We start from the raw sequence: 12,902 nt of genomic DNA, 5'->3' as shown, positions 1-12,902 counted from the left end.
CTATCTGGCGCACGTCACCCACGCCACGCCGTATCTCACCGAGTACCCGTCGGTGCTGTCGCAGATCGGTCGCGCCGTATTCGGCAACGGCCTGCTCGGCAACGTCTTCTATACGCTGGTCCAGGCCGCCACCGCCGCCATCCTGTTCACCGGCGCGAACACCAGCTTCAACGGGTTCCCGGCGCTGGCCAGCTTCGTCGCCGAGGACCGCTTCCTGCCGCGCCAACTCACCAAACGCGGTCACCGCCTGGTCTTCTCGAACGGCATCATCACGCTCACGGCGCTGTCCGTGCTGCTGTTGGTGGTGACGGGCGGCTCGGTCAACGCGCTGGTTCCCTTCTACGCGATCGGCGTGTTCACGGGGTTCTCGATGGCCGGCTACGGGATGACCAAACACCATCTGAGGCACCGCGAACCGGGATGGCGACGCCGCCTGGCCATCAACCTCTCCGCGGCCGTCCTGTCCACGATCGTGGTGGGCATCTTCGCGGTGGCGAAGTTCACCGAAGGCGCGTGGCTGGTGGTCATCGTCTTCCCGCTGCTGGTGTTCATACTGACGCGGCTCAACCGCGAATACCGCGCCGAGGCAGCCATTCTCGAGATGTTCCGCACCGACCGCCCGGAGTTGGTGAAGTACGCGCGGCACCGGGTGTTCGTGTTCGTCGACTCCGTCGACCTGGCGGTGATCGAAGCGTTGCGCTACGGCAGGGGATTGCGTGCCGACGAGTTGACCGCCGTGCACTTCATGGTGGACCCGGCCCACGCCGCCATACTGCGGAAGCGTTGGGACCACTTCGATCTGGACACCCCGCTGCGGGTCGTCGACTGCCCGGACCGGCGGATCATCCGGGCCGCGCAGCTGTTCGTCGCCAAGGCCCGCGACGAACAAGCGCGCACCAACGTGACGGTGCTGCTGCCGCGCCGGACGTTCGGGCGGCTGCTTGGGCGGCTGCTGCACGACCGCACCGCGGACAAGATCTCCAGCGCGGTGAGCCTGATCCCCGACGCGGCGGCGACGATCGTGCCGTACGACGTGGAATCGCGCATTCGGGAGGCCTACCCCGACACGTTCGAGCAACGGATCGCCGACGAGATCGACAAGCTCGAGGCGTGGGTGTCCAGGGGCGAGGACGAGAAGGTGGACGCCTACGAGCACCCGGAGCGGCCGGGGTCGGTCATCCTGGTGGCCGGCCTGATCTCCGGGCAACGGGCCACCGTCGAGGGGCGGGTCAGCGAGGTCGAGGACGTCAACGACCGCGGGCGCACCCTGCGCGAGGTCGTCGTGGGGGACAACAGCGGGGAGATCACCATCACCTTCCGCCCCGGCCACGGCGGCGCCGACATCCAGCCAGGCCAGCTGTTGCGGATAACCGGGAAGGCCCGCCAGACGGGCAACCGGCCCATCTCGATGGTCGACCCGACGTATCAGGTGATCGAGGACCCCGCGGAGGCGGTCGATTCCAGCGAGTCGGGGGACGCCGGCAAAGCGTAGCGGCTACCGGATTGCCCCCAAACGCTGTGGCTTCACAGCGTTTCGCGCACGCGGCCCCGTCCGGCGGGCGCTCTTCGTCGGTGTTCACCATCGCCGTTGCGCTGCCGGGGAAACCGCGGAAGCCACAGTCGCGACAGAGGTTTCACGGCGATCCGTCCCTGGCAAATTCGCGGGCCGGCCGTATTCTCCAAGCGGTTAAGCTGACGGAGTTCAGGTCGGTAAGCTGACACCCGCGCGACTGGCCAACGCCGTTGGGGGAGAACAGAGGACTGCACATTGCGTGCCGCAACCGCCACACCCGTTGCTGTCATCGGTATGGCCTGCCGGCTTCCCGGTGGAATCGATTCCCCGCAACGGCTGTGGGAGGCGTTGCTGCGCGGCGCCGATTTCGTCGGCGAGATCCCCGCCGACCGGTGGGACGCGGACCTGTACTACGACCCCGAGCCCGGCGTGCCCGGCCGGTCGGTGACGCGGTGGGGGGCCTTCCTGGACGACGTCGGCGGCTTCGACTGCGATTTCTTCGGCATGACCGAGCGCGAAGCCACCGCGATCGACCCCCAACACCGTTTGCTGCTGGAGACGTCCTGGGACGCCATCGAGCACGCGGGCCTCGATCCCGCGCGGTTGTCCCACTCGCAGACCGGCGTCTTCGTCGGGCTGACGCACGGCGACTACGAACTGCTCTCCGCCGACTGCGGCGCCGCCGAGGGCCCGTACGGCTTCACCGGCACCAGCAACAGCTTCGCGTCCGGGCGGGTCGCCTACACGCTGGGGCTGCACGGCCCGGCCGTCACCGTTGACACCGCGTGCTCGTCGGGGTTGATGGCCGTGCACCAGGCCTGCGGCAGCCTCAACAGCGGCGAGAGCGATTTGGCCCTGGCCGGCGGTGTCGCCGTGACCCTCGAACCGCGCAAGTCCGTCTCGGGGTCGCTGCAGGGCATGCTGTCGCCGACCGGCCGCTGCCACGCCTTCGACGTCAACGCGGACGGCTTCGTCTCCGGTGAGGGCTGCGTCGTGCTGCTGCTCAAGCGGCTCGACGACGCGCAACGCGACTCCGACCGCATCCTGGCCGTCCTGCGCGGCACGGCGGCCAACCAGGACGGCCGCACCGTCAACATAGCGGCGCCGTCGGAAACCGCCCAGGTGGCCGTCTACCGCAAGGCCCTGGAGACCGCCGGCGTCGACGCCGCCACGGTCGGCTTCGTCGAGGCGCATGGGACCGGCACCCCGGTCGGGGATCCGATCGAATACGCGAGCCTGGCCGCCGTGTACGGGACCGGCGGGCCCTGCGCGCTGGGCTCGGTCAAAACCAATTTCGGCCACCTGCAGTCGACCTCCGGACCGCTGGGGCTGATGAAGGCCATCCTCGCGCTACAGCACGGCACGGTGCCGCAGAACCTCCACTTCACCCGGCTGCCCGACGAGATGGCCGCGATCAAGACGGAACTGTTCGTGCCGCAGGCCAACACGCCGTGGCCCGGCGACCGGCGCCCGCGCCGCGCCGCGGTGTCGTCATACGGGATGTCCGGCACCAACGTGCATGCCGTCTTGGAGGAGGCGCCGCCGGAACAAGCGCCGCCGGCCGCCCCGAATGCCAACGGGGCGTTGTTGTTCCCGGTGTCGGCGACGTCCGCCGAACAATTGCGCGTCACGGCCGCCCGGCTGGCGGATTGGATCGACGCCGGCGGTGCCGGCACCGCCGGCCTGTCGGACGTCGGCTACACACTCGCGCGCCGCCGCGCACACCGGCCGGTGCGCACGGTGGTGTCCGCCGGCGACCTCGGTCAGCTGAGCGCGGCCCTGCGCGAGGTCGCCGGCGGCGACATCCCGCATCTACCCGCCGTGGGGCAGGACGACCGGGGACCGGTCTGGGTGTTCTCCGGCCAAGGCTCGCAGTGGTCGCAGATGGGCGCCGGGCTGCTGGCCTCCGAACCGGTGTTCGCCGCGACGATCGCGGCGATGGAACCGCTGATCGCCGCGGAATCGGGGTTCTCGGTGACCGAGGCGATGTCGGCGCCCGAGGTGGTGACCGGCATCGATCGGGTGCAGCCGACGATCTTCGCGATGCAGGTCGCGCTGGCCGAGACGATGAAGTCCTACGGGGCCCGTCCCGGCGCGGTCATCGGCCATTCGCTCGGTGAATCCGCCGCGGCGGTCGTCGCCGGTGGCCTGTCGCTGCAAGACGGCGTGCGCGTCATCTGCCGGCGCTCGAGGCTGATGGCGCGGCTCGCCGGGAGTGGCGCCATGGCGTCGGTGGAACTGCCGGGCCAACAGGTGTTGTCGGAACTGTCCATTCGCGGGATCTCCGACGTGGTCCTCTCGGTGGTCGCGTCGCCCACGTCGACGGTCGTCGGCGGCGACACGCAGTCGATCCGGGACCTGGTCGCGGTCTGGCAGGAGCAGGACGTGGTGGCGCGCGAGGTGGCGGTGGACGTGGCCTCGCACTCGCCCCAGGTCGAGCCGATCCTCGACGAACTGGTCGAGGCCCTCGCCGGCCTCGAGCCCAGGGAGCCGGAGGTTCCCTACTACTCGGCGACGCTCTGGAACCCCCGCGAACGGCCGTCGTTCACCGCCGACTACTGGGGCGAAAATCTAAGGTACACAGTGCGATTCGCGGCGGCCGTGCAGGCCGCCCTCAAGGACGGTTTCCGCGTCTTCGGGGAGCTTTCGCCGCATCCCCTGCTCACGCACGCCGTCGAGCAGAACGCCGCAAGCCTGGACATGCCCATCGCGGCGCTGGCGGCCATGCGCCGGGAGCAAGAGCTGCCGGCCGGGTTGCGGGCGTTCGTCGCCGACGTGCACAGCGCCGGCGCCGTGGTCGACTTCTCGGTCCAATACCCGAGCGGCCGCCTGGTGGACGCGCCCATCCCGACGTGGACCCATCGCAGGCTCATGCTCAGCCGCGAGGCGAAGGAGCAGGCGCACGGCGCCTCGGTCCAGGCCGTCCATCCGCTACTCGGTGCGCACGTGCACCTGTACGAGGAACCGGAGCGACACGTCTGGCAGGGCGATGTCGGCACCGAGGCGCACCCGTGGCTCGGCGATCACCAAATCCACCACGTGGCAGCGCTTCCCGGCGCCGCGTACTGCGAGATGGCGCTGACCGCCGCGCGGGCGGTCCTCGGCGAACGGTCCGAGGTCACCGACATCACGTTCGAGCAGACCCTGCTGCTGGACGGCGGGACGCGGGCGTCGTCGTCGGCGACGGTCACCGCGCCCGGCGTTCTCGAGTTCACCGTGGACACCCACGAGGACGGCGAACGCGTGCGCCGGGCGCGCGCGGTCCTGCGCGCGCAGGAAGGGGCGGACGAGGACGGGCCGCAGCAGCCGCCCGCCCACGACATGGCCACGCTGATCGCCAATCATCCGTCCGGCATGGACGGCGCCGAGTTGCGAAAGGCGTTCGACGCCATCGGGATTCAATACGGTCCCGCCTTCTCGGGCCTGGCCGCCGCGCTCCTCGGCGACGTGGACACACCCACGGTGCTCGCCGAGGTGGCGCTGCCCGGAGCCATCCGCTCGCAGCAGTCGGGCTACGCGATCCACCCGGCCCTGCTGGACGCATGCTTTCAGTCGGTGGTCGTTCACCCGGTGGTCCAGCAGGCCGGCGCGGGTGGCCTGCTGCTGCCGGTCGGCGTGCGCCGGCTGCGCAGCCATGCCCCGGCGCGCAATGCGCAATACTGCCTGGCCCGGGTGACGTCGTCGGGCCCCGGCGAGTGCGAGGCGGACATCGACGTGCTGGACCAGTCCGGCGCCGTGCTCCTGACCGTCGAGGGGCTGCGGCTGGCCGGTGGGGTCTCCGAACGCGAACGAGCCGAGCGGCTGCTCAACGAGCGGTTGTTGGCCATCGAATGGGAGCCGCGGGAACTCCCGGACGCCGCGCGGGCCGAGCCGGGATCGTGGCTGCTGCTCACCGCGTGCGAGGCGACGGATCCGCTCGCGACCCAGCTGGGCGAGGCGCTCGATTCCGATGGCGCCCACTGCACCACGCTCTCGTTGCCTGTCGGGCCGGTGGAAACCGCCGGGCTGCGCGCGCTGCTGTCCGGCAACGGCCCGGCCGCCTCGAACGGGCACGGCCCGCTCAAGGGCCCGACGGGTGTGGTCGTGGTGACCGCGCCACCGGGCGGCGGCCCCGACCAGGCGCGGCGCGCCCGCGACTACGTGTCGCACCTGGTGGCCGTCGCGCGTGAGCTCTCCGAGCTGCCCGGCGAGTCGCCCCGGCTCTTCGTGGTCACCAGGAACGCCGCCAGCGTGGCCGCCGGCGATGTGGCCAACCTGGAACAGGCCGGGCTGCGTGGACTGCTGCGGGTGATCGACTCCGAGCACCCGCACCTGAGCGCCACCCAAATCGACGTCGACGCGACGACCGGGCCGGAACACGTTGCGGCGCAACTCAAGAGCGGCTCGGGAGAAGACGAGACCGCCTGGCGCCAGGGGGAGTGGTACACCGCGCGGCTGCGGCCCGGTCCGCTGCGCCCGGCCGAACGGCAGACCGCGGTCGTCGATCACGAGCGGGACGGCATGCGCCTGCAGATCCGCACCCCCGGTGACCTCGAATCGCTGGAGTTCACCGCGTTCGACCGCGTCCCGCCCGGGCCGGGGGAGATCGAGGTCGCGATCGCCGCGTCCACCATCAACTTCGCCGACGTGCTGGTGGCCTTCGGCCGCTATCCCACCTTCGAGGGCTACCAACAGCAATTGGGCGGGGACTTCGCCGGCGTGGTCACCGCCGTCGGCCCGGACGTCACCGAGCATCGGGTGGGCGACCGCGTCGGCGGCATGTCCCGCAACGGCTGCTGGGGCACCTTCGTCATCGCCGACGCCAGGCACGCGGTCACCCTGCCGCCCGACCTCGCTTCCGAAGACGCCGCCGCCGTGGCCACCGCCTCGGCGACCGCCTGGTACGGCCTGCATGACCTGGCCCGCATCGCGCCGACCGACAAGGTGCTGATCCACTCCGGCACCGGCGGCGTGGGACAGGCGGCCATCGCGATCGCCCGGGCCGCGGGCTGCGAAATCTTCGCGACCGCGGGCAGCCCCCAGCGCCGGCAATTGTTGCGCGACATGGGAATCGAGCACGTCTACGACTCGCGCAGCACGGCGTTCGCGGACGAGATCCGCCGTGACACCGGCGGATACGGTGTCGACGTGGTGCTCAACTCGCTGTCCGGCGCCGCGCAGCGTGCGGGAGTCGAGTTGCTGGCGTTCGGCGGCCGATTCGTCGAGCTGGGCAAGCGTGACATCTACCGCGACACCCACCTCGGGCTGTTCCCGTTCCGCCGCAACCTGTCGCTGTTCGCGGTCGACCTGGCGTTGCTGACGTTCAGCCATCCCGACACCGTCCGACGCCTGCTGACCACCGTGTACCGCCGCACGGCCGACGGCGGGCTGCCGTTGCCGCGGACCACGCACTTCCCGATCCACGACGCGGCCGCCGCGGTCCGCCTGGTGGCGGGCGCCGGCCACACCGGCAAGGTGGTGCTCGACGTGCCGCGCACGGGACGCAGTGTGGCCGCCGTCCCGCCGGAAAACGTGCGACTGTTCCGCACCGATGGCGCCTACATCGTCACCGGCGGCATCGGCGGGCTGGGCTTGTTCCTGGCCGGTCAGATGGCGGCGCGCGGCGCCGCACGGATCGTGCTGAATTCCCGCTCGGCGCCCAACGAGCAAGCCCGCCAAGACATCGAGCGTCTCCGCGCCGGCGGGGCCGACATCGCGGTGGAGTGTGGCGACATCGCCGAGCCGGGCACGGCCGAGCGGCTGGTGGCGTCCGCGACCGAGACCGGACTGCCGGTGCGCGGCGTGCTGCACGCGGCCGCGGTGGTCCAGGACGCCACGCTGGCCAACGTGACCGACGAACTCATCGACCGATGCTGGGCGCCAAAGGTTTACGGAGCCTGGAACTTGCATCACGCGACGGCGGACCAGCCGCTGGACTGGTTCTGTTCGTTCTCCTCGGCCGCCGCGCTGGTCGGATCGCCGGGCCAGGGCGCCTATGCCGCGGCCAACAGCTGGCTGGACGCCTTCGCCCACTGGCGGCGCAGCCAGGGGTTGCCGGGCAGCGCGATCGCCTGGGGCGCATGGTCGGAGGTCGGCCGCGCCACGGCGCTCGCGGAAGACGCCGGCATCGCGATCAAGCCGGCGGAGGGTTACCACGCCTTCGAATCCCTGCTGCGCTACGACCGCGCCTACACCGGCTACGCGCCGATCATGGGAACGCCCTGGTTGACCTCGTTCGCGCAACGCAGCCGGTTCGCCGAAGCTTTCCAGTCGATGGGATCCGGTAACCCCGACACCGGCAAATTCCTGGCCGAACTCAAGGCGCTGCCCCGCGAGGAATGGCCGACCGCCATCCGCCGGCTGGTGTCCGGCCAGATCAGTCTGTTGCTGCGCCGCACAATCGATCCCGATCGTCCACTCTCCGACTACGGACTGGATTCGCTGGGAAACCTGGAGCTGCGAACGCGCATCGAGACCGAAACCGGGATCCGCATCAGCCCCACCAAGATCACCACGGTTCGCGATCTGGCCGAGCACCTGTGCGACGAGTTGGCCGCCGCGGAAACCGCGGCTTCGCCGTCCTGACCGGAAGCGCGGCCGGGAACTTCGGCTCACCGTGCTCGTAACCGTCGGCGCCAGGGCCAGGCGGCGCGCCCCGCCCGCCCGGCGCGGCGGCGCTCGACCCCGCGACGCCCGGAGCTGGTCGAATGCGGCGGGCGCGGCCGCCGCGGCACGGTGGCGGGAAGACGGAAATCTCCTGTAAATTGGCCATCTTAAGTAACCGACCGGCCACAACCCGGTTTGATTGGTGAGCGATCTGGTGAAGGTCGTGGGAGGACTTGCACGGGATCGGTGTCGAGGAGCCGAAAATGTCGAACAACATCACCTGGCACGAACACCACATCAGTCGCGACAGCCGGGAGAAGCTCAACGGGCACCGAGGCTGCGTCCTCTGGTTCACCGGGCTCAGCGGCAGCGGGAAGAGCACGGTGGCCAACACCGTTGAGCAGAGGCTGTACGAGCGGGGCATCCGGAGCTATCTCCTCGACGGGGACAACGTCCGCTACGGGCTCAACGCCGGGCCCGACACCCTGGAGCCGCGCCACGGCGTGGCGTTCGCCAAGAGGTTCGGCCTGGGCTTCTCTGCCGAAGACCGCGAGGAGAACATCCGGCGCATCGGCGCGGTCTCGAAGTTGTTCTGCGAGGCCGGCGTCATCGCGTTGACGGCCTTCATCAGTCCCTACCGGCGGGACCGCGATGCGGTGCGCGAAACGCTGCTCGAGGGCGACTTCCAGGAGATCTTTGTCGACACCCCCATCGAGATCTGCGAAAAGCGCGACCCCAAGGGGCTGTACAAGAAGGCCCGGGCCGGCGAGATCAAGGGATTCACCGGCATCGACGACCCGTACGAGGCTCCGGTGGAACCGGAACTGCGACTCGAGGGCGGCGCGAAGGACGCGGACACGCTGGCCGAGGAGGTGATTGCGCACCTCGAGAAGGTCGGCGTCATCCCCGCCCTCGCGCGCAGCCAGGAGCCGACGGGCGGGGTTTAGGAATCGGCAGGGCACCGAAGACGTTTGCCAGGAAAGTGTTGCACTGCGAAGCGAGGGGCATCGAATGAGCTATACGGGTCACAACGGCAAGCCGATCGTGGAGCGGGTGGCCACCGAAAACGCGGCCGGCCGGATCCAGGGCCTGGCGCGGGTGCCCATCTCGAAGGCGACGGCGCACGAGGTCATCAGCCTGTCCTACGGGTTCTTCACGCCGCTGACCGGGTTCATGGGCCGGCAGGAGGTCGACACCACGCTGGACAAGTTGGCCTTGCCGGACGGGACGCTGTGGAGCATCCCGATCGTGTTCGACCTGCCCTCCGACGACATCGACACGCTGGGCGTCCAAGAGGGCGCCAGCGTCGTGCTGGAGTACTCAGACGCTCCCATCGCGATCCTGGACGTCACCGAGATCTACGAGTACGACCTGCAGCGACTGGCTGAGAAGACTTACGGCACAACGGATCCCCGGCATCCGGGAGTGAAGAAGACGCTGGCGTACGCAAACCGGTTCGTCGCCGGCGACGTCACGCTCATCAACGAGCCGGTGTTCAACGAGCCCTTCAAGAGCTTCTGGCTCACGCCCAGGCAGCACCAGGACGCGCTCGCGGAAAAGAACTGGACCCACGTCGTCGCGCATCAGACCCGCAACGTCCCGCACACCGGACACGAGGCGCTGATGAAGCAGGCGTGGTTGGCCGCCAACGAAGACCAGCCGGTCGACGACCTGAGCACGGGCGTGCTGGTCAACGCGATCATCGGGCAGAAACGGGTGGGCGACTACATCGACGAGGCGATCCTGCTCACGCAGGACGAGCTCAGGAAGAGCGGGTATTTCCGGGAGGACGTCCACAAGGTGACCTTCACGCTGTGGGACATGCGATACGCGGGTCCGCGGGAGGCCATCTTCCACGCGATCCTGCGCACCAACCTCGGGTGCACGCACCACATGTTCGGCCGCGACCACGCCGGCGTCGGCGACTTCTACCATCCGTACGACTCGCAGAACCTCCTTCAGGAACACCGGTCGGAGCTGGGCATCAAACCGGTGTTCCTGCGCGAGAACTGGTATTGCCCCGAATGCCGGGAAGTGACCAATTCGGCGCTGTGCGGGCACGACTCCAAGGCGCAGAGTTTCAGCGGAAGCCTGATCAGAAGCATCCTGACCGACGAGGTGAAGCCCACCCAGCAGGTGATGCGGCACGAGGTGTTCGAGGTGGTTCTCGAGGCGGCCGCCAAGTACGGCCAGGGCTCGCCGTTCGTCACCGAGGAGTACCTGGCGGACCGGCTGCCCGTGTTCACGCTGAACCCGTTGGAGGGGGCCCGATCATGAGCGGCGACGTCAAGAAGATCAAGGTCAACGTCTGGATCAACGAGGAGCGGCTCGAGGCGCTGGCGAAAGCCGGGATGGCCGACTCGGCGAAGGAAGCCTTCGCGGGGATGAAGCTCTTGGAGATTTATACCACCGAAGAGCAGAAGGACGTTGTGCTGCAACGCTTTCCGGGGTCAAAGTACGACTCAGCCACCACGAAGTCCATCGAGTTGCTGCCCAAGAAGGTCAAGGACCGGCTGCTGGAGCTGTCCATCGCCCTGCACTCCACGGGCCCCGACGTGGTGGACCGCTTCCTCGCCGAATCGCAGCCGTAGGCGCGGCGCTCAGGCGTCCAGTCGGGTGAACTCCTGACGGCGGTACTGCTCGACGCAGGCCGCGCGCCGGATCTTGCCGCTCGTCGTGGTGGGAATCGACCCGGGCGACACCAGCACGAGATCGGCGACATTGAGACCGTGCGAATTCGAAATCGCCGCGGTGACATCGTTTTTGACGACGGCGAACCGGCGCGACACCTCCTCGTCGGAGTCGCCGCGCTTCTTCATCTCGATGATGGTCACCAGCTTCTCGGTCTCGTCCACCGGCACCGAGATCGCCGCGACGCGGCCCCCGGTGATCCCCTGCACCGTCGACTCGATGTCCTCGGGATAGTGGTTGCGCCCGTAGACGATCAGGAGATCTTTGGTCCGGCCCACGATGAACATCTCGCCCTCGGAGACGAACCCGAGGTCGCCGGTGCGCAGCCACGGTCCCTCCGGCGTGCCCGGCGACGGGTCGACCAGGCCGCCGGCGAAGGTGCGTGCGGTCTCCTCGGGCTTCTGCCAGTAGCCGCCGGCAACGTTTTCGCCATGGACCCAGATCTCGCCGACCTTTCCCGGCGGGCATTCCCGGCGGGCGTCGGGGTCGACGATCCGCACCGCCGGCGATGTCGGCATGCCGTAGCTCAGCAGCGGCGAGCCACTCTCCGCCGGGCAGCGTTCCGCGGACCCCTCGGACAACTTCTCTGATTCGAAGTGCACCACCCGCGGGGCCCCGCGGGTGGTGCGGCTGGTGACGTACACCGTGGCCTCGGCCAATCCGTAGGACGGGCGCATCGCGCGGTCGTCAAAGTTGTACGGCGCGAAGCGTTTAGCGAACCGGTCCAGCGTGGCGGGGTGGATGCGTTCGGCGCCGCTGACGACGCCCAGGACGTTGCCCAGGTCGACGCCGTCCAGGTCTGCGTCCTTCGTCTTGCGGACGGCCAGCTCGAAGGCGAAGTTCGGCGCCGCCGACATCACCGGGGTGCCGATCGACATCGCGTGGATCCACCGTGCCGGTCGTTGCAGGAAGGCGACCGGGCTTGTCAGGTCACCGCGATAACCGCCCATGATCGGCGCGATGACGCCGAGCACCAACCCCATGTCGTGGTAGAAGGGCAGCCAGGAGACGGCGGCCGTTTCGCGTGGCGGGACGCCGTTGAACTCGGCGAAATAGGCGGCCATCAGCTGCTGGAAGTTCACGCGCAGGTTGCGGTGCGAGATCATGACGCCGGCCGGCAGTCGCGTCGAGCCGGACGTGTACTGCAGGTAGGCCGTGTCGGGGGCGCCGTTGAGCCGGATGCCCGGCGCGGAGGGGTCGTCCAAATCGAGCGCATCGACCTCGACGACCGCCGGGGTGGTCGTCGGGCCCGGCTGCCCGAGGTACTCGGTGATGGTGCCGGCGACCGCCGACGTGGTGAGCACGACGGTGGGTGTGGTGTCGGCCAGGACGGCGCTCACGCGTTCGTCGTGTGAGCCCACCGCCGGGACGGGCAGCGGCACCGCGATCAGCCCGGCCTGCATCGCGCCCAGGAAGGCCACGATATAGGGCAGGCCCTGCGGAGCCAGGATCACGGCCCGGTCCCCGACGGCGCCGTGCCGCTCGACCTCGTGCGCGACGTTCAGGGTCCGCTGGTACAGCTGCGCCCACGTCAACGTCTCGGTGACGCCCGCCCAATCGTGCTCGTAGTCGGTATAGCGGAACGCGATTTCGTCGGGCTGCAGACCCGCGCGTTCACGCAGCAGGGAGACCACCGACGCGTTCTGCATGCGGGTTAGGCTACCGCTCTTCTTCCGCTTGCGGACGAAGGTCGCGCCAGGCCCCGGTTCCGCCCGCCGGCGCTACGGTCCCGGCCGCGGGCCGCCGCGTGCGCCCGACTGCGCCGGGCCGTCCCGCGCCAACGAATACCGTTGTGGCCCAGCCTCGTTCAAGGTGCATCCGGGCCGTGGTCCCAGGTGTGCGGCAACATCGGTGTGCGCGCGGCGCCGTCGAAGGCATCGTCGCGCAGCGCGGTCAGTCCTGCCGGCATGCCGGCCCCCTTGGCGGGCGCGGTTCCGGTGAAGCCCAGGGTTTCCGCGCCCCGATCCGAGGCGCTCGACGACGGTTCCGCGTCCAGGTACTCGTATCGGCGGCCGAGTTGCGTGACCGCCGCCCGGCGGCGCCGCGCCTGCGAAACCTGGTTCGGGGCCTCGGCCGCCACGGGGACCTCGACGAGACCCGACCGCGCCGCCCG

Annotated in this window: 6 protein-coding genes and 1 pseudogene; 5 read left to right on the top strand and 2 right to left on the bottom strand. The window is 69.6% G+C overall.

What is annotated here, in order from left to right; all coding sequences use genetic code 11:
• The 5 genes from A9X05_RS06885 to A9X05_RS06865 all read left to right on the top strand — a co-directional run.
• Nucleotides 1-1,492: APC family permease (locus A9X05_RS06885; protein WP_156736533.1), on the top strand; the 1,492-nt coding region annotated here is incomplete at its 5' end.
• A gap of 276 nt (nucleotides 1,493-1,768) precedes the next feature.
• Nucleotides 1,769-8,077: a type I polyketide synthase gene (pks2, locus tag A9X05_RS06880; RefSeq protein WP_067780181.1), complete on the top strand. Its 6,309-nt coding sequence runs from the start codon at nucleotides 1,769-1,771 to the stop codon at nucleotides 8,075-8,077.
• 284 nt (nucleotides 8,078-8,361) lie between these two features.
• Complete coding sequence (gene cysC / locus A9X05_RS06875) at nucleotides 8,362-9,045, top strand: adenylyl-sulfate kinase (protein WP_067780184.1); 684 nt, start codon at nucleotides 8,362-8,364, stop codon at nucleotides 9,043-9,045.
• 64 nt (nucleotides 9,046-9,109) lie between these two features.
• Nucleotides 9,110-10,375 (top strand): sulfate adenylyltransferase, encoded by a 1,266-nt coding sequence (gene sat, locus A9X05_RS06870; RefSeq protein ID WP_067780178.1) that lies wholly within the window; start codon nucleotides 9,110-9,112, stop codon nucleotides 10,373-10,375.
• On the top strand, nucleotides 10,372-10,689 hold the full coding sequence (locus A9X05_RS06865) for a hypothetical protein (RefSeq protein ID WP_067755762.1): 318 nt from the start codon (nucleotides 10,372-10,374) through the stop codon (nucleotides 10,687-10,689). The genes sat and A9X05_RS06865 overlap by 4 nt, the downstream gene beginning before the upstream one ends.
• A gap of 9 nt (nucleotides 10,690-10,698) precedes the next feature.
• On the opposite strand, the gene fadD21 is transcribed toward A9X05_RS06865, so the two are convergent.
• On the bottom strand, nucleotides 10,699-12,438 hold the full coding sequence (fadD21, locus tag A9X05_RS06860; protein WP_067780175.1) for a fatty-acid--AMP ligase FAAL21/FadD21: 1,740 nt from the start codon (nucleotides 12,436-12,438) through the stop codon (nucleotides 10,699-10,701).
• Nucleotides 12,439-12,596: 158 nt separating this feature from the next.
• Nucleotides 12,597-12,902: pseudogene (locus tag A9X05_RS31560) on the bottom strand (hypothetical protein); the annotation flags it as partial.

Origin of the sequence: Mycobacterium sp. E3298, assembly GCF_001666895.1 — a bacterium.
Taxonomy (GTDB): Bacteria; Actinomycetota; Actinomycetes; order Mycobacteriales; family Mycobacteriaceae; genus Mycobacterium.
The sequence above is the reverse complement of the archived record's forward strand: the minus strand, read 5'-3'. Positions and strand labels throughout refer to the sequence as shown.